Source organism: Alloprevotella sp., from assembly GCF_057240785.1.
The window spans coordinates 35,448-57,435 of record NZ_DBHHRH010000029.1 but is presented as its reverse complement, the minus strand read 5'-3'; the positions used below and the strand labels follow the sequence as shown (position 1 = coordinate 57,435).

General features: G+C 46.4%; 17 protein-coding genes and 1 pseudogene. 11 read left to right on the top strand and 7 right to left on the bottom strand.

The window, feature by feature from the left end:
* The first annotated feature begins 325 nt into the window (after positions 1–325).
* The 4 genes from ACO4R2_RS06275 to ACO4R2_RS06260 all read left to right on the top strand — a co-directional run bounded on the left by ACO4R2_RS06275 (position 326) and on the right by ACO4R2_RS06260 (position 4,079).
* On the top strand, positions 326–988 hold the full coding sequence (locus tag ACO4R2_RS06275; RefSeq protein WP_484769590.1) for a DUF4923 family protein: 663 nt from the start codon (positions 326–328) through the stop codon (positions 986–988).
* Positions 989–1,494: 506 nt separating this feature from the next.
* Positions 1,495–1,800, top strand: a complete 306-nt coding sequence (locus ACO4R2_RS06270; protein ID WP_183697873.1) for a hypothetical protein — start codon at positions 1,495–1,497, stop codon at positions 1,798–1,800.
* 59 nt (positions 1,801–1,859) lie between these two features.
* Entirely contained in the window at positions 1,860–3,554 is a 1,695-nt protein-coding gene (locus tag ACO4R2_RS06265; protein ID WP_484769589.1) for a DUF262 domain-containing protein, read from the top strand.
* 12 nt (positions 3,555–3,566) lie between these two features.
* Positions 3,567–4,079, top strand: coding sequence for a TIGR00645 family protein (locus ACO4R2_RS06260; RefSeq protein WP_347719322.1), 513 nt, complete (start codon positions 3,567–3,569; stop codon positions 4,077–4,079).
* A gap of 257 nt (positions 4,080–4,336) precedes the next feature.
* Here ACO4R2_RS06260 and groL read toward each other — a convergent pair whose 3' ends face one another.
* Both groL and ACO4R2_RS06250 read right to left on the bottom strand, forming a co-directional pair.
* The gene (gene groL / locus ACO4R2_RS06255) at positions 4,337–5,965 is read right to left on the bottom strand and encodes a chaperonin GroEL (protein WP_009348470.1); all 1,629 of its coding nucleotides are present in this window, start codon (positions 5,963–5,965) and stop codon (positions 4,337–4,339) included.
* A gap of 46 nt (positions 5,966–6,011) precedes the next feature.
* Positions 6,012–6,287 carry a co-chaperone GroES gene (locus ACO4R2_RS06250; RefSeq protein ID WP_484769588.1) on the bottom strand — a complete coding sequence of 92 codons (276 nt, stop codon included), beginning with the start codon at positions 6,285–6,287 and terminating at the stop codon, positions 6,012–6,014.
* Positions 6,288–6,826: 539 nt separating this feature from the next.
* Here ACO4R2_RS06250 and ACO4R2_RS06245 point away from each other — a divergent pair.
* The 3 genes from ACO4R2_RS06245 to ACO4R2_RS06235 all read left to right on the top strand — a co-directional run bounded on the left by ACO4R2_RS06245 (position 6,827) and on the right by ACO4R2_RS06235 (position 8,855).
* Positions 6,827–7,066, top strand: coding sequence for a hypothetical protein (locus tag ACO4R2_RS06245; RefSeq protein ID WP_347719323.1), 240 nt, complete (start codon positions 6,827–6,829; stop codon positions 7,064–7,066).
* Positions 7,063–7,398: an addiction module toxin RelE gene (locus ACO4R2_RS06240; RefSeq protein ID WP_347719324.1), complete on the top strand. Its 336-nt coding sequence runs from the start codon at positions 7,063–7,065 to the stop codon at positions 7,396–7,398. Before ACO4R2_RS06245 ends, ACO4R2_RS06240 begins: the two co-directional genes overlap by 4 nt.
* A 521-nt stretch (positions 7,399–7,919) precedes the next feature.
* Positions 7,920–8,855 carry an IS982 family transposase gene (locus ACO4R2_RS06235; RefSeq protein WP_484769587.1) on the top strand — a complete coding sequence of 312 codons (936 nt, stop codon included), beginning with the start codon at positions 7,920–7,922 and terminating at the stop codon, positions 8,853–8,855.
* A gap of 241 nt (positions 8,856–9,096) precedes the next feature.
* Here ACO4R2_RS06235 and ACO4R2_RS06230 read toward each other — a convergent pair.
* Positions 9,097–9,195, bottom strand: a pseudogene (locus ACO4R2_RS06230) (cysteine peptidase family C39 domain-containing protein); the annotation flags it as partial.
* A gap of 7 nt (positions 9,196–9,202) precedes the next feature.
* Positions 9,203–11,992 (bottom strand): hypothetical protein, encoded by a 2,790-nt coding sequence (locus ACO4R2_RS06225; protein ID WP_484769586.1) that lies wholly within the window; start codon positions 11,990–11,992, stop codon positions 9,203–9,205.
* Between the two features lie 444 nt (positions 11,993–12,436).
* Between ACO4R2_RS06225 and ACO4R2_RS06220 the strand changes: the two genes are divergently transcribed.
* From ACO4R2_RS06220 to ACO4R2_RS06210, 3 genes are all read left to right on the top strand, one after another.
* The gene (locus ACO4R2_RS06220; protein ID WP_484769585.1) at positions 12,437–13,972 is read left to right on the top strand and encodes a DUF438 domain-containing protein; all 1,536 of its coding nucleotides are present in this window, start codon (positions 12,437–12,439) and stop codon (positions 13,970–13,972) included.
* Between the two features lie 246 nt (positions 13,973–14,218).
* Entirely contained in the window at positions 14,219–14,641 is a 423-nt protein-coding gene (gene tsaE / locus ACO4R2_RS06215) for a tRNA (adenosine(37)-N6)-threonylcarbamoyltransferase complex ATPase subunit type 1 TsaE (protein WP_347719326.1), read from the top strand.
* 33 nt (positions 14,642–14,674) lie between these two features.
* Positions 14,675–16,804 carry a family 20 glycosylhydrolase gene (locus ACO4R2_RS06210; protein ID WP_484769584.1) on the top strand — a complete coding sequence of 710 codons (2,130 nt, stop codon included), beginning with the start codon at positions 14,675–14,677 and terminating at the stop codon, positions 16,802–16,804.
* A gap of 84 nt (positions 16,805–16,888) precedes the next feature.
* Here the strand turns inward: ACO4R2_RS06210 and bamJ are convergent, their stop codons facing one another.
* The 3 genes from bamJ to ACO4R2_RS06195 all read right to left on the bottom strand — a co-directional run bounded on the left by bamJ (position 16,889) and on the right by ACO4R2_RS06195 (position 20,508).
* Complete coding sequence (gene bamJ, locus ACO4R2_RS06205) at positions 16,889–17,551, bottom strand: BamJ family beta-barrel-assembly machinery protein (protein ID WP_484769583.1); 663 nt, start codon at positions 17,549–17,551, stop codon at positions 16,889–16,891.
* Between the two features lie 68 nt (positions 17,552–17,619).
* Positions 17,620–19,164, bottom strand: a complete 1,545-nt coding sequence (locus ACO4R2_RS06200) for a glycine--tRNA ligase (RefSeq protein WP_484769582.1) — start codon at positions 19,162–19,164, stop codon at positions 17,620–17,622.
* Between the two features lie 114 nt (positions 19,165–19,278).
* A complete protein-coding gene (locus tag ACO4R2_RS06195) occupies positions 19,279–20,508 on the bottom strand; it encodes a hypothetical protein (RefSeq protein WP_484769581.1) in 1,230 nt (409 codons plus the stop codon).
* 85 nt (positions 20,509–20,593) lie between these two features.
* On the opposite strand from ACO4R2_RS06195, the gene ACO4R2_RS06190 reads away from it, so the two are divergent.
* Complete coding sequence (locus ACO4R2_RS06190; protein ID WP_484769580.1) at positions 20,594–21,853, top strand: acyloxyacyl hydrolase; 1,260 nt, start codon at positions 20,594–20,596, stop codon at positions 21,851–21,853.
* Positions 21,854–21,988 lie beyond the last annotated feature (135 nt).

Genomic DNA, 21,988 nt, shown 5'->3' with positions numbered 1-21,988 from the left:
AAGTTAAGCCCGGTCGCGCCGATGGTACTGTCCACAAGACGGGAGAGTAGGTCGCTGCCTTTTTTGAAATAAGAGACTCCTATCAGAGCAATCATCTGATGGGAGTCTCTTTTTTGTGTGTTTGAGGCAGAGGCTTGCAGATTTACTTTTCTGAGTGGAGAAGCTGGGCTGAAGAGGATTGGAATAATCTGCTGTATTGTTGTTTTTGATTGAGATACTTTTAATTATTCCAAAAATTGAGGAGGGATGAGACTGTTTCATTTGGTGAGCTGTTTTAGTCTGTGTAAATTTGCAGGCACTAAACATGATAAATATTTAAGATAAAATGAAGAGAAAAGTATTTTTGGCAGCTGCGGTGGTTGCTGCTGGGTTCGCACTGACATCCTGCGGAACAACGAGTAGCGCTGCGCTTTCTAATATCCTTGGCGGAACGACAACTACAGCGAATAATAGTGAGAAAAGCGGAGGTACTACTGGCTTGTTTGGTAATATCCTCAGTTCTTTTTTAGGCAACAAGGCGGTAACAGAAGAGGACCTGTATGGCACTTGGAAGTACACTGGTACCGATTGCGTTTTTGAAACGGAGAATCTCCTGAAGAAGGCAGGTGGTGCTGTGGCTGCCAATAAAATTGAGAGCGAAATCAATGAGCAGTTGAGTAAGGTGGGTATTAAACCAGGAGCTTGTACGTTCACTTTTAATAAGGATAAGACGTTTAAGGCCAATGTTGGCGGCCGCAACCTCAGCGGCACTTACGCTCTTGATAGCAAGAACAAAACGATCAAGTTTTCTACGCTTTTTGGCCTTGGCTCTATGACTGCAAACGTAGCTAAGAGCAACGGCAAAATCAGTTTGCTGTTTGATAGCGATCGCCTTCTCAAGCTTGCCGCTCTCCTTGGTTCGGCCTCTGGGAATACTACCCTCTCCACGCTTTCTAAACTCGCTGGAAGCTACGATGGTATGAAGCTCGGTCTCCAAATGGAGAAGTAAAAGATACCGTTATATCTGTATAAAAGAACAAGGAAGAAGTCCATGTCGACTCCGTTCCTTGTTCTTTTTTGTTGATAACTTGTTAAACTTCAAACAAAAAGAGTAAATGGATATCTACATCAATAGTGGTGCAGGTTCATCCTTGTCCTTGTTTCTGAAGGATTTCTTTTAGTTTTGTATCAAATATTTTAGTTTTCTTTGGTATATTGAAAGAAAAAAATATCTTTGCGATGTGAGCGTATTATCTGCTCATATATTTTGGTAAAAGAGGCGTTATGCCCTATTCTTGTATGCTCGAAGCCTGAGAAACTTAAAGCAATAATAGACAAGAAAGGTCGTAATGGTCTCCACGCATATAGCGTGGGGCTGTTATTCCCACATCTGTCTATTAAGGTTTTCTCAGGGCCTGAGCATTAGGACGTGGAGCATACAGTTCCACGCTTCTTGCATATTAACCTATTAAATAAAACGGTCCATAGGAATTGTACGACCTAAAGAAATCTATTATGGCTATTTCAATGATTGAACCCCGTAGTTCTTGGTATGACATTATCAACGAACAGGGGAAAAAGGTAAAAACATTATCGCAAACTATTGGTGAAGTGGTGGGTTATGGTCCACACTTCTTTATAGTTAGACGTAGCTCTTGGTACGACCTCTACGATGAAAGTGGCAAAAAGTACAAAACGCTAAGTGAGACAATTGGTATTGTTGTCAGTGTTACAGGCGACACTTTCGTTGTGCGGCGTAGCTCATGGCTAGACACCTATGATCGCTTCGGGAAGAAGATAAACACACGTTCTGCACGTTAAATCCATTCTTTAGCCTCCAATTCATAATTTTGAATTGGAGGATAAAATAAAACATCATTATGGAATCATCAACAAACATATCAACACTGTTGGCAGGAAAGTCAATTAGTGTGCCTAACTATCAACGAGCTTATTCCTGGGATACAGATCTCTCAAACAAAGGCCCAAAACAAGTCAACACATTCCTGTCAGACATACAAGATTATGTAAACAGCCACTCCTCTACACCATACTATTTCGGTCACTTTCTTTTTGAGGAGAAAGGAGAAAACAAGTATGCTATTATAGATGGACAACAACGATTGACAACAACCGTTATATTTCTGTCTGCCCTCTATAAACGATTGAAGGAGATTAGAAGCATTGTAAAGGTAGAAGATTTCGATGATGACTTGTATATAGCCTATTGTAACACCATTAAACAGAGAAGTAAATATCGCTTTTCAACAGTGGATTATGACAACCAGATGTTCCGTGACTATATCATAGACCAAACGTCCACTGATCGTAGTGAAATAGACACTCTTTCAAAAGCGAGAATTGCGGATGCATTTGATTATTTTAAAGCACGCCTCGCAGACATCGAAGAGAAAGATCTCTTAGCTCTTCTCAACGCCATCACCCATGCTGCATGCACTACGCATGTGGTAAAGGATGCCGCCGAGGCTGTACAGATGTTTATCTTTCAAAACAATCGTGGGAAGAAACCTACCAAATTGGAAATCATTAAGGCTCAGTTTATGTATCATATACATTTACATGCGCCAGCTGAAGAAACAGAATCTATATTGGCAGACACAACAGAAAGATTTGAGCATATCTATAAATCAATTAGTCTAATAGAGAACTATCTCGATGAAGATAATATTCTGAATTATACCGTTAAGATTTATAGAAATAATTTGGACGATATCAGTTCCACAGACTTCGTAAATGAAAATTTAAATAAAGCCGATAGTATTGCTTTTATACGTGACTTCACACGTTTATTGGCTTCTTGCTTTACCCAAGCAGCTAAATTCCTCCAGCAAGAAAGAGGAAATATGGTCTATCATGCTTTGTTGGTGTCGGCAGACAAAGGTATCATGTTCCCATTTGTCATTAAAGCCATGCGTAATGCTATGGAACAAGATGGACTAAACCTATTGGCAAAATCTCTGGAACAAATATTCTTGCGCAATCGTATTATCGGTACTCGTGCTAATTTACTGTGGCGTCTCAATAAATGCTATCAGGAAATGGGATCTAATGCCATGACGGTTGTCAATCATATTGAATGGATGAAAAACCGAAATGATTGGTGGGGATATTGGAATAATGAAGAGCTTGCTCGTTGCCTCAATATGGGGATGAATCATCAAACCGCAAAGTTTCTCTTATGGAAATACGAAAACTATCTGATAGCCAGCGGAAAGTCTGGTTATAGTCCTGTCAGATATGACAGCATTGAGACTCCACACCTCGAGCACATCGCACCACAAACCGAAAATAAAGAAGCTGATAATGGTTATTGCCCTTATGATGAAGACTTCTATAACCGATATTTGGAATGTTTGGGCAACTATTTGCTGCTGTCTGGCAGTCATAATATGTCATTGAGCAATGGCAGATTTCAGATAAAGCGTGATAGTTATACATACTTACAACAGCAGTTGGAAGTTCAGCGAATGACGGAGCAAGACCAACTTTGGGACAAAGAAAAAATTCGTCAGCGTCACACAAAGATCGTTGATTACTTAATGCAAATACTTTAAAAAAATATTTTTATGAGTGATAAATTAGAAAAGGCCATAGAGTGGTGTATCTTTCAAAGTCGATGGCTTCAAGTTCCTGTGTATCTTGGAATGTGCGTAGTTATGGGAATGTACTCTTTCGTTTTTTGTAAAGAAGTTGTACATAGCTTGATACATATAGGGACGTTCACAGAAGAAACCATCCTGATGTTGGCTATAGGTATGGTGGATGTTTCTATGGTTTTGAATTTAATCATCGTCTGCGTAATTGGAGGATACTGGTCGTTTGTCAGCAGATTGGAGATTATTGAGAAGGATAAGGACAATAATCAGTTCGGTTATCTTGGAAAGATAAATCCAAATGCATTAAAGCACAAGCTGATGATATCGCTCATTAGTATTTCTGCCGTCCATTTGTTGGAAACATTTGTAGCCGAGAATATTGACACACAACACACGATTATGCAAATCAGTATTCATGTCGTATTCGTTTTGTCTGCTTTGGGTATTACATACATGGATAAAATAGGGCATGCAGAACATTAAATAACGGATAGAGAGGAATGTTCGGGCGAAAGAAAAAGTAAACGTTTATAGCTACATTTCTGCCATTCGTTTTATCTCATTTCTTCTCCATGGGTCAATCCGTATCCTTTGAACTCTTCAGGTCGGTAATTTTACCACAACTTTGTGTACTGATTTTTATTCCATTCTGCAATATTAGGCAAACTAAAAGGGATAGTTACTATCGTGTAACTATCCCTTGCTTTTATCTTTCTTCGCTATGAAGCGATGGGGTTGGCTTACATCATGCCGCCCATGCCGGGAGCGGGCATTGCGGGAGCAGGATTTTCCTCCTTCTTGTCGCAGATGACACACTCGGTGGTGAGGAACATACCAGCAACAGAAGCAGCGTTTTCAAGTGCAACGCGAGCCACCTTTGCGGGGTCAACAACACCAGCAGCGCGGAGATCTTCGTACTTCTCAGTCTTGGCGTTGTAGCCATAGTTGCCCTCGCCCTCGCGAACGTTGTTTACAACCACAGCACCCTCGATGCCAGCATTATAGCAAATCTGGCGGAGCGGTTCTTCAATAGCGCGGCGGATGATGGCGATACCCGTCTGTTCGTCCTGGTTGTCGCCCTTCAGATCATCGAGAGCCTTCTGTGCGCGAATGTAGCTTACGCCGCCACCTGTCACGATGCCTTCCTCGATAGCTGCACGCGTAGCGCAGAGAGCATCGTCGCAGCGGTCTTTCTTCTCCTTCTGTTCAGTTTCAGAAGCAGCACCCACTTCGAGCACGCAAACGCCACCGCTCAGTTTTGCAAGGCGTTCCTGGAGTTTCTCCTTGTCGTAAGAAGATGTGCTGTTAGCAATCTCGTTCTTGATTTGGTTGATACGATCCTGAATCAGGTTCTTCTGACCAGCACCGTTCACGATGGTCGTGTTCTCCTTAGAGATGGTCACCTTATCGGCAGAACCGAGCATTTCGAGCGTAGTCTGTTCGAGCTTCAAGCCCTTCTCTTCGCTCACAACAACGCCACCCGTCAGCACAGCGATGTCTTCCAGCATGGCCTTGCGGCGATCGCCGAAGCCAGGAGCTTTCACAGCGCAAATCTTCAAGCTACCACGCAGGCGGTTTACTACGAGCGTAGTCAGCGCCTCGCTGTCCACATCCTCAGCAATAACGAGGAGAGGACGGCCGCTTTGTGCTGCTGGTTCGAGCACGGGGAGGAAATCCTTCAAGTTAGAAATCTTCTTGTCGTAGATGAGGATGTACGGCTTCTCCATGTCGCACTGCATCTTTTCAGAATCGGTTACGAAGTAGGGAGAGAGGTAACCGCGGTCGAACTGCATACCTTCCACAGTCTTGAGTACCGTGTCGCGACCCTTTGCGTCCTCAATGGTGATAACACCATTCACGCTGACAGCGCGCATACCATCGGCAATGAGCTTACCAATTTCAGCATCGTTGTTAGCAGAGATGCTTGCCACTTGCTCAATCTTCTCGTAGCTTTCGCCCACTTGTTCGGCCTGTGCCTTGATACCTTCTACCACTTTTGCCACAGCCTTGTCCATACCGCGCTTCAGATCGAGCGGGTTAGCACCAGCTGCCACATTTCTCATACCCTCTGTCAGGATGGCCTGCGTCAAGACGGTAGCAGTCGTAGTACCATCGCCGGCATCGTCGCCCGTCTTGCTCGCAACGCTCTTCACGAGCTGTGCGCCAGCATTCTCGAAACTGTCTTCCAGTTCGATTTCTTTTGCCACTGTAACGCCATCTTTCGTGATGCGCGGAGCACCAAATTTCTTATCAATAACCACATTGCGACCTTTAGGGCCGAGGGTTACTTTCACTGCGTTTGCCAAAGCGTTAGCACCTTCGCGGAGCGCTTCGCGCGCATCCACATTGTATCTGATATCTTTTGCCATGATAAATCTTTATTTTGAAATGTATAATGTTAGTTCTTGAAAACGATTATTTCACTACTGCCAAAACGTCACTCTGACGCATGATGAGGAAACTCTCGCCGTCCAGTTCCACTTCCGTACCGCTATATTTTCCATAGAGTACCTTATCGCCCACTTTCAGAACCATTTCCTCGTCTTTTGTGCCTTGCCCAACGGCCAGCACCTTACCTTCGATGGGACGTTCTTTCTTTGCGGTGTCGGGGATGATAATGCCGCCGGCTGTTTTCTCTTCAGCCTCTTGTGGCTGCACCAGAACTCTGTCTGCTAATGGTTGAATGTTCATAATACTTGTATTTTAGTTTTGATCATTTACGTATTTGTTTGCGACAAAGCCTTTATACTAAAAGCGTGCCAAAGGTAGAAAAAAGAAGATGGATTTAGGAGAAATGAGAAAAAAGCTATGTTGTGTACCATAAGAAAGGCAATGTTCGGTCGTAAAAAACTCTGAGTCGCAGCTCCTTTATCCCTGCAGCTGGATTTTCGTATGGTAACTCACGCCTCTGGGGACAGTGGACAAAAACTGTTGCTTCTATTTTCACTCCTACCCGTAAAAAAAATATTTGTTGTCACAGCATTGTCATGTTGTTGTAGCGCGTTCAATTCTTACTTTTTCAGTTTGTTATGCTCAAACTATTCTCGCAGTTCTGGGATTAGTGTACAAATATTTGAAATACATTTCAGATAGTCTACTTTTGCTTCATTTGATTTCACTATTCCCTTCGCTCTTTGACATACTGATACACAACGGAAACGGAAAACTCCTCTGATATTTGGAATTGTTGACGGACAATTGTATATTTGCAGAAAACAGAAGGCAAGAATATGACACAGATTTTGGTAACACTTGACGAAGACTCTACCGCACAGAGCATACGACGCGCAATAAGCATGCTTCGTGGCGTGGCTTCCACTTCTATCTATAAAGGAGAGGAGCAGGCACGCAAGGCGTACGTGAAGAAAACACTGACACGCGCCGTTGACGAATTGAAGACAGCGAAGGAAAAAGACACGAAAATGCAGACGGCTGAAGATTTCATCAAGGAACTTGAAGAAGGCGTATGACTGTGGAGATTTATCTTGGCGAGGAGTTTAAGCGACAGTTCAAGCGATTGGCGAAGAAATACCATTCGCTCACAAACGACTTCAAGGTTTTTATGCGAGCCATGGAAACTGACCCTATGCAAGGGGTAGACCTTGGCAATGGCATGCGCAAGGTGAGGATGGCTATTGCATCGAAAGGCAAAGGCAAGAGTAGCGGTGCAAGAGTGATAACCTATCATGTGGTTCTTACGCACGAGCATATTGAAGTCAATCTGCTCACCATTTATGACAAGAGCGAACTCGCCAACGTTTCTGATAGCTATCTCAAGAGTTTGCTGACCGAGCTGCTCTGACCTCAGAACTTTTTATATAAGAATAAGACTAACTGGATTACATTTTGGTAGGAAGATGAGTCTAATCCAAATTTTAATAGCAATTGTAGGGATAGCGGAAATATGCGAGAGTATTTAATGTTATCCCGAATTGGGATTATTATCACTCCTACCAAGAAAAACTTATTTTTGTTGTCACCTTGTTGTCACGCTCTCAATCCATATATTTTCAGTTAATTATGCTCAAGGTGTGACAACGTGACGACATGACAACGAAAAAATAAATATTGGGGAAGAGTATGTTCCCTCTTAATTGCCTCCTTATTGTGTCAGCTGACGCAATAAGGAAGCCAGCCGACACAATAAGGCTATCAGCTGACAACCTTATTCAATACAGAACACTAAATCTTTACTGTTAACCCCAATTCGGGATAAGCAGTTCTTCTTTTTCCTCAAAAAAGTTTCAATAAAAGCCTAAAAAGAGGATTGTTTTTTGTATATTTACTGTTGATAATCAATCATATAACAAAATAACAATCCTCATGAAACTTGTCAGCAAAGTTACGGAAATCTATTGTATTGCAGATGATTTTTGCAAAGAATATCATTTAGAATTAAACAAAACCTCTCTTTCTCCCTCAAATCCCTCTGCCGATAGTCCAAAACACCGCAAGAGAAAAGGGCGAATGAGTGATGCTGAAATGATCACAATTCTCATATTGTTCCACAGCAATACTTTTCGGAATTTCAAACATTTCTATCTCTTTTATGTTTGCCGAGAACTAAAAAAAGAGTTTCCCGACCTGCTCTCTTATACACGCTTTGTTGAGCGTATACCTCGTGTTGCAATACCCTTATTGCTATTTCTCAAACTGGGATTAATGGGAGAGTGTACAGGAATAACCTTTATCGATTCTACACGTATTCCAGTGTGTGAAAATAAGAGACAATCCCGTAATCGCGTATTCAAAGGGTACGCTCAAAAAGGAAAAAGTACTATGGGATGGTACTATGGCTTCAAACTTCATCTTTTGTGTAATGAACGAGGTGAACTACTCAATTTTGCTCTAACCCGAGCCAATGTAGACGACCGTAATCCAAAAGTATTCAACGATTTAACGAAGGATTTATTTGGAAAATTATATGCCGATAAAGGTTATATCTCTCAATCACTGTTTGCTTCACTCTTTGATAGAGGTGTACACATCGTAACAGGAATACGAACTAATATGAAGAACAGATTAATGGATGTGCATGATAAAATCATGCTTCGCAAGAGAAGTATCATAGAGACTATCAATGATATGTTGAAGAACGTTGCACAGATAGTTCACACACGCCATAGAAGTATCTCTAATTTCATCGTTAACCTTTTAGCTGGCATTGCTGCGTATGCTTTCTACGACACCAAACCTTCCATCAATATGGAGTTTGAGAGGGAAGAAAAGCAGGGTGTAAAACAGCTCACTTTATTCTAACCTATAATTTGCGTGAAACAATTATACTTCGGTTTTAGGTCAAGGCCGAAAGGATGCGTGTGCGGTTTAACAAACTCATGAAAGAGCGTTTCTTAAACCGAATTGGGGTTGTTAATTCCCTTGTCCACCATTGCTTGTGAGAGGAAAGGAAGTATAAGCTGAATGATGCAGCCGGCAATCAAGCCAAAGATAAGCTGCAAACCGAGCGACTTGAACGGCAGTAGATATTTTGCGAATGAAAATAGACTTTCCCGTAGTATTTAGCTATCATCCGCAAGCAAGATGGTCCGCAATCGGCAGCTTCTTGTTGTTGGTAGTGGGGAAAAGATTTCAATGACATTCAATTTCTATTTTTTCGGTTGTCGGCTGAAGTGATAGACGGCATGTAGCATAAGGTAGTTTGGAAGTGATCGATTCCATGTTACTGTTCTTCCTTGTGCGTTGATGACATACTGGGTTGAAGACAAATGATGCAGCAAGTCAAAGGCTTCAGCACTTATGACGAACGTACCTTTCATGAAGGGCTGGCTAATGGAGGCGTTCATCACGAAATCATTTCTGTTGATGTCTTTGCTACCATATCCTTGGCGGCTATACATGTTACCATCCACTATAATTGACGTTCTTATAACGGGTACGGTATAGCGTGCTGCTATGCCGTACTGATAATCGAAAGTATTAAGTATGGAAAAGTTACGCATCTTGCCCTCAGAGTGCCGCCAGCGGAAGTCGCCGTTTACTCTTATGCTGAAATCTTTATATTGATATTGCAGCCAAACCCCATCGTGTAAGGTTAGCGTATTGACAGCATTGGGCGTACTTTCCGTCATGCCGGTTTGCATCACATGGTCAATGGAATGGTGGTAAGCGGCATCTAGATCCGTCTGCCAAGACCAATATTGTCGCTTGTCAAGGAAACGGGTGAAGTCAAATCGGATCGAGGCGTCATAAGCTCCACGTACGTTCTTGGGCTGATAGGTGTATTGAGAGTTTTTCGGATTGAATATTACTGATTGTGCCACTTGTCGGTGGTAGTAGCTGAAATTTCCATTGAGGTGGTATTGTTGTCCCTTCCGCTTGCTTTCCCAGTCGGTAAAGTTAACGCTGAACGTGGTAGATGCAGAACCTTTTAAGTGGGGGTTCCCGAGTTTTACAATCTGTGGTGTAGCATCGTCCTTGTAGTTAAGCAAATCGAAGATGGAGGCGGGGCCCTGATTATATCCCAGCTGGAAACTCAATTGTTCACCTTGCTTTTTTGTTGGAAGAATCTTGAAGCTGAACGAGGGGGAAAAGTTATAGCTTATACGCTTCTTTTCCTGCGTAATATTGTTGCGACTGTACGATAGATGCTCTGAACTTAATATGTTGGAAAAGACAAAGTTCCAAGAAATATACTCCATCTTCATGTATTTTCCCGGAATAAATTTCTTCCATTTTAAAAAGAAAGTCGGTACGTTGTAAAATTCTCGAAAATTGCTTTCATAGGAGTTTCCGGGGTCGGTAATAGCTACCAAGGCATCCAATTGAGAGGGTAGAGCAAGCGTGTCGGGATGATATAGATTATCGCGCTCATACTTTTTGATATACTCTTGACGATCCTGTATCTCCAACCGAAGGTTCTTATTCAGCTCTCTATTCCAAAAAAGATGGACACTTGCGGAGGTTTCTCTGTGGTGATAGTCGTTGGCATTGTACTGTGTGTGGGTTGACGGATTCATAAACTGTTCGGTAATGAAGCCTCGAGCTGTTTCGTTCTTGTCTTCGTACTGTTTGAAGCCGTATGCAAAATCCAATGAGCGAAGAAAATTATCGATTTTCGGGAAGATCATTCCGCCTATATTCAAGCGATAAGAATAGCCATCATTATAGCCTGTGCTGCGCAAACGAGTGTTGATGTTATCAAGGAAATCTTCTGAAATGGACATGCTATTACCTTTGTATTTATTATAAACAAATTCCACACCTGAATCAGTATAGATTTTTTTCGGAATAGTCAGCTTGAAACTGTTCTTCACCAAGAGACGGTTTTCGTATGATGTTCTGAATGTTTTGACAGTGGAATATGGTCTACTTCCATCTAAAAATAATTCTCGGCGTTGAACAGTTTCTTCATAGTCTTTCGAAGCTAAAAAATCAACCATGAAGTTTTCTTTTACATTACCATCCTTCGACTGATAGTCCACTTCACCAGCTACGCTTTTGGTCGTAAGTTGAGAGCGTGGCATTTCTTCCGGTTTCCAACTGCTTGATTCTCCGATATGTCGTTTTTCATTCACATTGTTTGCGTTCGCCAAAAATGTAAATCTGACTTTATCTATATAGTTCAGTAAGAACACGCGTCCAAGCCAGTGTTCTTTTGTGCCTCCGGCCACTTCTGCATTACCAATATAACCTTTTCGGTAGGCATCTTTGAGATTTATGTCCATGACGTATGTCTTTGGATCTATCTCGTACCCAACGGCTCGGCTGCGGTCACTCTCTTTTTCATAAACCTTCAAATTTTTCACGGTATAATAGGGAAGATTGTCGAGTAATACTTTGCTGTTTCCACCAAAAAATGAGCGTGAACCTAAAAGCAATTCGTCAACTTTACGCCCGTTGACGAATATTTCACCATTATCGTTCATGGTAACTCCGGGCATTTGTCGAATCAAGTCGTCAAGCATGGAGCCTTCCGGCAACTTAAAGGCCGATGCATCGTAGACCAAGGTGTCACCTTTATAAAACATTTTGAGTTTTGTGGCTGTGACAGTAGCCATACCAAGTGTTTTCTCACGAATGCGACGTAGTTCGAGCGGTTTATCCAATCCCCATGCATCATCTATTTCTGCTTTGACGGAAAGGGTTTGCCAAGCATCTGAATATCCGTCGAGGGTTGCCCGAATCAGATAGGTGGAGGTCTTCTTGGGCAGTTTGATGCAGAAGTCGGCACTGCCCCAACGTTTCCCTTCAGGTTTATTCAGAGTGACTTTAATGGAATCTTGCACGATAACACTGTCTGTGGTAAGCAACGTTACGCGAGCTTTTGCGAGTGGAGTTTTTAAGAATTCATCGCGCACTGACCCAAAGATGAGCTGTTGGGCAGAAGATGCGATGAAGAATATACATAAGAGTAACGTGAGCCAGAAACGTTTCATAATTTCGATTAAACTTGTATATTTAATTTAAGGGTATTTATTCTATTTGTGGCAAATATAAAGAGTTCTTTTTTATTATGCAATAATTTATAAAAAGAAATTAACAAGAGGAAACTTTAGAGCAATTTATATTTATTTTAGAGTTTTCGGATCTAATTTGTTTGATTTTACAGCTCTCTCCCTCAACAACACCTTAAAAACACAGCATTATATTAAGTGTTATTGATTGTCAGGAAGTAAGAGCTAATAGTGTCGTTGGGAACATCATATTGAACGGTAGAGAAATCTTTTGGAGGGAAAGAATAAACGTCCTGTTTTTCGGCAAATGTTAGGGAAGTGAAGAAAGAGGGTAGTGTGCAGATAGTCTTTATTCCTTTGTCTGTGTAGCGTTTTTTTCTTGTCTGATTTATGCTTATTTTTGCAAATAATAAAATTGAATACGATATGGACAATAGAATGAAAGATTACCTTCCGCCTATGGATACAGAAAAGCTCAATGCGCTTTTCGAGATAGAAAATGCCTTCAAAGCTGGTAAACTGTTGGCTGCCGAAGCCCAACAGCAGATCAAAGAACGTGTGGGAAAAGTTAGTGCCTATCATGTGGCCTACATAGAACAAACGATGACGGAAGAAAGTAGCGATGAATGTATCCGCGAGGATGTGCACTCCGTGATAGATATGCTGGGCGATGCCATCGACAATAGTTTGCCCAATCTTCCAGCCGACCACCCCATTATGCACTATCTCAAAGAGAACGAAGAGATGAAGCGTTTGCTCTTGGCGGTGGAGGATTTGGTGCAATATCCCATGATTAAAAACCAATGGTTAGAACTCTACGAGAAAATCAGTCAATACCCCTTACACTACAAGCGCAAGCAAAATCAGCTCTACCCCGTGCTTGAGCAGAAAGGTTTTACCCGTCCCACTACTACGATGTGGACTTTCGATGACATGGTGCGCGATGAAATCAGAGAAGCCGAACGCCTGTTGCGCGAGGATAACGAAGATGCTTTCATCAAGCAGCAAGAACGCGTGCTGCTATACGCGCGCGATTTGATGCAGAAGGAAGAATTCATCCTCTATCCCACATCTCTCGCTCTCATCAGCGCCGAAGAATTTGAGGATATGAAGAGTGGTGACCAAGAAATTGGCTTTGCCTTTTTCGAGGTGGAGCATACCGCTACCGAAGTGAAGCCGCAAGCTGCCCCCGCTGCTCAGAACGATTTTGCCAACGACCTGCAAGCCCTGCTCGCTAAGTATGGTTATGCTGACAAAGGCAACAACATTTTGGACGTTGCAACGGGAAAACTCACCCTGGAGCAGGTGAATCTGATCTACAAGCACCTGCCCATCGACATCTCCTTTGTGGACGAGAACGAACTCGTTTGTTTCTATTCCGACACCGACCACCGCATTTTCCCGCGTAGTAAGAACGTCATCGGGCGCGAAGTGATGAATTGCCATCCGCGCAAGAGTGCCCACATCGTTCGCGAAGTGATCGACAAACTCAGAAGTGGCGAGCAAGACAAGGCCGAATTCTGGATCAATAAGCCAGGATTGTTCATCTATATCATATATGTGGCTGTGCGCGACAAGGAGGGCAACTTCCGCGGTGTGCTCGAAATGATGCAGGATTGCACACACATCCGCGCTTTGGAAGGTTCGCAAACGCTGCTCACCTGGAGCAATGGCGATGCCCCAGCAGCTGCCGAAGCACCCACCCAAGTTGAGACGGAACAAACCGAAGTTGCCGAAACGCAAACCGTGACGGAGATCACGCCACAAACGCGCCTGAAAGATCTCCTTACGCAATATCCCGCGCTCAAAAGTCGTTTGCCCGAATTGGATTCCAAATTCAAAATGCTCAATACGCCGCTTGGTCGGCTCATGATAGGAAAAGTAGACATACAAGCCATGAGCGACCGCACAGGTATGCCGCTCGAACAGCTCATCGAAGGGATAAAGAAACTCATTCGCTGATTTCTTGTAAGAATCATATTGTAAAACTTCTTCCGCCTATGGACGTGCCTCCCTGCATCTCCATAGGCGTTTTTCTGCTTCCCAGATAGAGCCAGCGCGGCAAAACTTCTTTTGGTAGGCTGCCTCGATGGGACATCGTCCAACTCAGTGGCTCATATCGGTTCCAAGGTGCTAATCCGCGGCGGGGATACTTTCCTATTTTGTAGTTTTATGCTATCTTCGCCGAAAATGACAAAACAGAAAGATATGACAACAATACAAATCCCTTCGCTGGAGAAAATGCCGCAAGCAGTTGAGCAGTTTATCGCCGCTATGGCAGATCGAAAAGTCTTTGCCTTTTATGGAAAAATGGGGGCAGGGAAGACCACATTTATCAAAGAACTCTGCAACGCGCTCGGTACGGACGACGAGGTGAATTCTCCCACCTTTGCCATCGTTAATGAGTACGCCACGCCGCAAGGTCCTATCTTCCATTTCGATTTCTATCGCATCAAGAAAGAAGAAGAGGTCTACGACATCGGTTATGAAGACTATGTTTATTCGGGTAACCTCTGTTTCATGGAATGGCCCGAACTCATCGAAGATATGCTCCCCGAGGATGCCGTGCGCGTCAATATCGTGGAAAACGAGGACGGCACTCGCACGCTGACAATGGACGACCCGCAATAATCCCGCACATATCCCTCAAAGTAACGCATAAACATGAAAACACTTTCCGCCTTTTTCCTGGCCCTACTCATTGGTCTCCCAACCAGTGCGCAGAATTTCCGCCAACTGCGCGACGTGAAGGTGAACGAAACCTCCCTCGACCTTTCTAAAACCAACTGCACGGTGATTCCCCGCAACGCCATGCACTCGCGCTATCGGCTGCGGTCGCTCGTTTTGCCGTTGCAGCTCGACTCCGTGGGTAGTCAAGCTTTCTTTGCCTGCAAGGGCATCGGTGGACGCTTGCGTTTCCCCGCCACTACCCGCGTGGTAGAGGCTTCAGCGTTCAACGGTTGCAGCAAATTGCGCGAACTCTCCTTTGAGGGAACTACGCGCCTCGCTCCTTTTGCCTTTGCCAATTGCAGCGGCCTCCGCACTGTGCGCCTCTCGGCCCTTGTGCCACCCGTTTGCGCCGACAATGCCTTCGACGGTATCGACCTCCGCCGCGTGGAACTCATTGTTCCGGAGCGGGCTCGCAAGGACTACCGCCGCGCACCAGGCTGGCGACATTTCTTTGGCAAAAAGGAAATGGCAAACGTGTGCCGTCCCGAGGAGATTCTCGTCCCCAAACCGCTCACGCTGGAGGTGTTTCCCGAAGAAACCTTTGAGGAAGCAGCGGAGAGCAGCGGCAAGCGGAAACGCATCCGCCATCGTCCCCTCCGTTGGGCCGATGTGATTGGCGTGGAAGCCCCTCAGGGATTGAACAACGAGAAGTTGCAAGCTGAGCGCATACTCGCAGAGCGCACGGCCTATATGAAAGTGCGTCGCAAAACAGGTCCGACCATTCAGCTCCAACTCGACGCCTCTCTTCCCAATGATGAGGCCTATACCTTGGATGTTTCTAAAAAAGGCGTAGTGCTCAAAGGCAAGACAGCCGCCGGCGTGTTCCGCGGACTGATGACGCTCGAACAGCTCTGCATCGGTAACGGAACAGGGGCGCGCTCTGAGAAAATCCCCGCCTTGCACATTGCCGACCAACCACGCACGCAGATCCGCGAATTGATGGTCGACCCCGTGCGCCATTTCATTCCCTTTGCCGATCTGAAAGCCTTTGTCGTGGAGATGGCTCGCTATAAATACAATGCGCTGCACCTCCATTTGGTGGACGATCAAGGCTGGCGCATCGAAATCAAGAAGTATCCGCAGCTCACGCAGAAAGCCTCCGACCGTGTGGGCATGGATGATATGCCCGAGCGCATCAGTGGTTTCTACACCCAAGCGCAGATGCGTGAATTGGTTCGCTTTGCCGCGCAGTATCACGTTATGATTATTCCCGAGATAGAACTGCCGGGGCATGAGGTGGCTGCCGTCCATTGTTTCCCGCAACTGTCGTGTGCCAAAAAAACTGTACCCATTCGCTTGACGTGTGGCGTGAGCAACGAATTGCTCTGCCCCGCCGAACCTTTCGTCTATGAATTTCTTGACAACGTCCTTACGGAGTTGGCCGATGTTTTCCCAGCTCCTTATGTCCATTTGGGAGGTGACGAAGCCGGTCAGCCACCTTTGGGCGCATGGAGCGATTGTCCCGCTTGTCAGGAGCTGAAACGCAAGGAGGGATATACGGAAAACTGGCAGTTGCAGCAGTATCTCTTCGACCGCGTCATCGATCGCCTCAAGGCGCTGAAGAAGACGCCGATGTATTGGTACGAGCAAGAATTCAAAACGATACAACCTGGTTGCGTTGTCTATGCTTGGCGCCATGGTCTGACAAAGACGGCCATCGATGCAGCCGTGCGCAACAAAGCTCAAATCATGCTCTGTCCTGGCGAACACTGCTACCTCGACTATCCGCAGCAGCGCGGCGATATGCCGGAGGTGAACTGGGGAATGCCCGTCACCACGCTTCAGCAGACTTACTGCCTCGATCCCGCATGGGGACAGGACAGCACCTTTGTGCGTGAGAATCTGCTCGGCGTTAGTGGCACACTTTGGAGCGAATGTATCAACTCCACGGAACGTATCTACTATCAGGCCTTCCCCCGCGCCGCCGCCTTGGCCGAAGCCGGTTGGAGCTATCCTTCGCGCCGCAACTACACCGATTTCCTCCGCCGACTCCGTCCCCTCACCGACGACCAGCAGCGTCGCGGAATCGCCGTAAATCTGTCGGAAGAACTAAAGGAGAAATAAAGGAGAATAGGGCGTCTTTCAACACAATAATAGCCGCGGTAAATGAAATTACTGCGGCTATTATTATGTGTGTATGTGTCAGCGTCAGAGCTTCGTCCCTACGCGAGCATAAGCTTTGAGTTCAACGTCGAAGCGGAGCATGGAGTAGGCCGGAATACCGGAGCTGCCAAGCAGGTTGTTAGATCCATACGCCAAATCGCTGGGGATATAGATGCGCCAGCGGTCGCCGATGTGCATGTGTTGCAGAGCTGTTTGCATACCCGATATTTGGGCGCTCACGAGGAAGTGGCGCGGAGCTGAATGGGTTGTGCTGAAAATGTCCTCTTCACGGATTGTCTGACCAGAATGGTCGATGAGTTTCCCCGTGGGATAGCTGGCCGAAGGGATGAGGCGCACCATATAGTTCATGCTGACGGAGTCGGTATAGAGTGGGCATCCACTGCCAGTTCCCTGCTTCACAATCTCCACGCAGATAGAGTCGTTGATGGAAGCTTTTGTATTGTCCGTATAGCCGAAGTAGCGATAGATGCGATAGTTGCAGTGGGCTTCCCAATCGGAACCATACTGCGCCTTAGCCGTAGCGATGGCCGCTTTGGCTTGCTTCATGTGTTCGGCAAAGGCAGCTGTATTCTGTCCTTTCCAGTTGTTGGCGAAATCGTCGTTTTCGGAATTGAGATGTTCCGAGCAAGAGGCGAAGGTCAGCACCAAGGCTGCTGCCGTCAGCAGGATTTTGAAAAGATTTTTCATAATGCTGATTGTCGAAGGAAATTACCTGTCCCACTCCTCATTGGCTGAGGAGCGGGACAGCTTTGTTATTACTGCAATTTTTTGAGGAGGCTAGTAATGGATACTTTGTCTTCGATGAGCGAACGAAGCTCGCTGATGGGCACACGCTCCTGCTGCATTGTGTCGCGATCGCGAAGCGTTACGCAGTTGTCAGTCAGCGTATCGTGGTCGATAGTGATACAGTACGGCGTACCGATAGCATCCTGTCGGCGATAGCGCTTACCGATGGTATCCTTTTCTTCATATTCGCAATTGAAGTGGAACTTCAGATCGTTCATGATCTCACGCGCCTTTTCGGGCAGACCGTCTTTCTTGATGAGTGGCAGTATGGCCAGCTTCACCGGAGCAAGGGCAGCGGGCAGTTTGAGCACTGTGCGCGTCTCGCCATTCTCGAGCTGCTCTTCTTGGTAGGAGTGGCACATCACCGAGAGGTACATACGGTCCACACCGATACTTGTTTCGATGACGTACGGCGTGTAGCTTTCTTTCGTTTCAGGATCGAAGTATTTGATACTCTTTCCGCTGAATTTCTCGTGCTGTGTGAGGTCGTAGTTCGTACGGCTGTGGATACCTTCTACCTCTTTGAATCCGAACGGCATCTTAAACTCGATGTCGGTGGCTGCATTGGCGTAGAAAGCCAGCTTCTCATGGTCGTGGAAGCGATAGTTTTCCGCACCGAAGCCCAGAGCCTGGTGCCATTTCATACGCATCTCTTTCCAGTTTTTGAACCAGTCGATTTCAGTTCCGGGCTTCACGAAGAACTGCATCTCCATCTGTTCGAATTCGCGCATACGGAAGATGAACTGACGGGCAACGATCTCGTTGCGGAAAGCCTTACCGATTTGGGCGATACCAAAAGGAATTTTCATGCGGCCCGTCTTCTGCACGTTGAGATAGTTGACAAAGATACCCTGTGCCGTTTCGGGGCGGAGGTAGATGTCGCTTGAACCATCAGCAGTAGAGCCCATAGATGTTTTGAACATCAAGTTGAACTGGCGTACATCGGTCCAGTTGCGCGTGCCGCTAATGGGGTCGACAATTTCCTCATCGAGGATGATTTGTTTGAGTGCTTGCAGGTCGGTGCCGTTCATAGCTTCTTTGTAGCGCTCTTCGAGGGCATCACGCTTTGCTTGGTGTTCAAGCACGCGTTCGCTTGTTTCGCGGTATTTCGCTTCGTCGAAGTTGTCGCCAAAACGTTTGCGTGCTTTGGCCACCTCTTTCTCTATCTTCTCATCGTATTTAGCAATTTGATCTTCAATGAGAACATCGGCGCGATAGCGTTTCTTTGAGTCGCGGTTGTCGATGAGGGGATCATTGAAAGCATCCACGTGACCGCTGGCTTTCCAGATAGTGGGGTGCATGAAGATGGCACTGTCGAGGCCTACAATGTTATCGTGGAGCAGCACCATGCTCTGCCACCAATACTGCTTGATGTTATTTTTCAGTTCCACACCGTTCTGACCGTAGTCATATACAGCGCCGAGTCCGTCGTAGAGTTCGGAAGAAGGGAATACGAAGCCATATTCCTTACAATGAGATACTATTTTCTTGAAAACGTCTTCTTGTTGAGCCATGATAGCTATTTAATTGATTGATTATTGTGTGCAAAGATACCATAAGCCCCTCGGAAAGCAAAGCAATTAAAGATTTTTGTAGGTCTTTCGGATGAGGAGGCATAGAGAGGCAGCTCACTGCTTTGCCAGCATTTGATGCACAAAGAGTTTCACTTGTTCCCAATCGTAGTAGGGAGCAGTGTCGGAAGGGATAGGGATGCGAGTTTCGCGTTCGTTGAGCAACACCTTCACAAGTATGCGCGGATTTTTCCGAGAACGGTAGAACACGAGTTGCAAGTTTGCACCCAGCGGAAAAAGCTGATAGCTACGCCAATGCGTGGCCACTTCCTCCGAAGTGGGGGCTTGCAGCGAGCATCCGTTGAGGTTGAGCGCTTCGCAGAGGCGCAGCAGATTCTCTTCGTTGCCAAAGCAGAGCATTGCGCTCGGCTGCTGACAGTCAAAACTCTTTTGGGCTTGTTGCTCGATGCGGCTCATGAGGAGTTCAGTCATTTCCTTGCCCGATTCGAAGCGCGGGGAGCGCATGTATTTTCGGAAGATGCTGTAGTTGTCGTCCCGCCAGTAGGCGTAGCATTCGTCCCGTGTGAAGATGCGGAAAAGGTCGAGGCGGCAATCCAAACTCTGGATGTTGGCTGCCAGCAAGAAGAGCTGTTGAAATAGAGAGCAGGCCTCGATGTGTTGGCGGATGTAAATCGTGTCGTTGAAAAGGCAACCCATCAGCCGATAGGGATTGACGGAAGTCAGTTCCGTTGTGTGGGCACTGATGAGGCCTGAAAACCAGCTGTGGCTGGCGATGTCGGTGGAGAATTGCAGGTGTGGGTTGAGTGCCAATAATTGTGCGCATTGGCTCTGCATAGATTGCTGACAGTGGAGCGAAGGCGTTGATACCACCTCTATGGTTTTGGCGCGGCCGAATATCTCTTTGTGTCGATAGAACATGCGGCGCGCAATGCCCCGATGCTGTTCGATGCCAGCCCGCGTGATTTCTCCGTAGTGGCCTCGTGCCAAAGTGGCAAGCGAATCCACCTCTGCCAGCACCTCTCGGCCCAAGGCTGTCAGTTTTCCCGCTGCCTGAGCACGCTGCAAGATTTGGCGCGGCCGCTCATAGTCCGTTTTCTGCATCAAATAGCGCGAACCGTTGCGTGCAAAGAGTTGGAGCGCAATGGGAGTATAGCCGCGGGGTATAGGTGTGCTTTTCTCTTGGCGCGGTTCCTTGTAGACATATAAGCTCCCCGCCGCACGATAGAGATCGGCGTAGATTTCCTGCCGTGCATCCGTAGCGGGTGTGTCGTGCCACGGCCACAGCAGGACAGAAAGCAAGGTTGTCAACAAGTTCAATAGCATCATGTTGCGCAAGATACGTGTTTATTTTCGTTAGGTCAAAACTTTTCCTAAAATAATTCCTATCTTGCGCTTTCAAAACTCCGACGCATTGAAAATTCTATCTCTCTTTTTGTCCCTTTTCTCCCTCTGCGCCGTGGCTCAAACCGCGGTGCCAACGTTCCGTCCCGATAGTGCCCATCTGGGCGTGGCACTGGAAGTGATGCCCGGCCGTGTGCTCAAAATCGACCCTTACGAGCGGATGTGGCTGCATGGAAACAAGAACATCAGCGTAGGGCTGGCACTGAACTATCGTACGCGCCCCGAGGATGCCGACTCCTTTGCGGCGGACTACAACTACCCGACGTTCTCCGTTGGGTTGCTTTGGGGAAATTACCATAATGTGACGATGCACAAAGAAGCAGCACCCGATTGGGGACAGGCCGTACCTGTCGATTATGTGTCGCGGATGGGGCAGGTGTGGACGCTCTATGGCGGTTTCTTGCGCCCTTTGCTCCGCCGCCCTCATTGGGAGGTGGACTATGCCCTCAATTTTGGAGTTGGCATGGCTTCGCGTTTCTACAATCGGCATAATAATGTCGATAACGAACTCTTGGGGAGTCGTTGGAATATTTATTTCGGTGCTGGTCTTCGCGCTTCCTATTGGTTTTCGCCGCATTGGGCGATGCAGTTGGGCATGGAATTTCGCCACCACAGTAATGGTGCGCTCGATCGTCCCAATAAGGGGGAAAACTCAGTGGGACCGAGTCTGACTCTCCTCTATTATCCTTCAGCTCCCGCGGAAGATCTCCGACTGCAGCAGGTCGAGAGCGGAGCGCCGTCCTCCTTTGTGAGCCGCTTCTATTGGGGGGCGCAGTTGGGCATAGGCGGAAAATCTCTTTTGGAGGATTGGCTCAAAACGCAGTATAACACGTCTCCGTCGCACCCCGACTATCGTACGGGACATTTCCGTATCTATCCCACTTACAGTCTGCAATTCAATTTCATGTATCGCTATGCGCGGCGCTGGGCAAGTGGCCTGGGGCTCGATCTCAACTATGCGCAGGCGGCGCACCATATTGCCGCGCTCGACCGTGCAGCAGGTATTCAGTTGCCCCATTCCCCGTGGTCGGTGGGACTTGCCGCGCGTCATGAAGTTTTCTATCACAACCTCTCGTTAGCTATGTCCTTAGGCGTTTATCTCCACCGCCAAATGGGGCAGGAAGCCAAGTGGGAGGAAAAGCCCTACTATGAGCGCATCGGTCTGCGCTACCATTTCCCGCGCTGGAAGGGTTTCTATCTCGGCGGCGATGTGAAAGCCCATCTCACCAAGGCCGATTTCACCGAATTTGTTATAGGCATGGAGTTTTGAAAATCCCATACAGTAGTCTCCCACTTACTCTCCCGTTTGTGTGGCTTTTCTGTCCACGCTTTCAGTGCGGCACCGCCGGTGTCGGAGGATGGTGCTGCTTACAGTCCACGGGTTCTCCCTCGCTCTGCTCGGGTA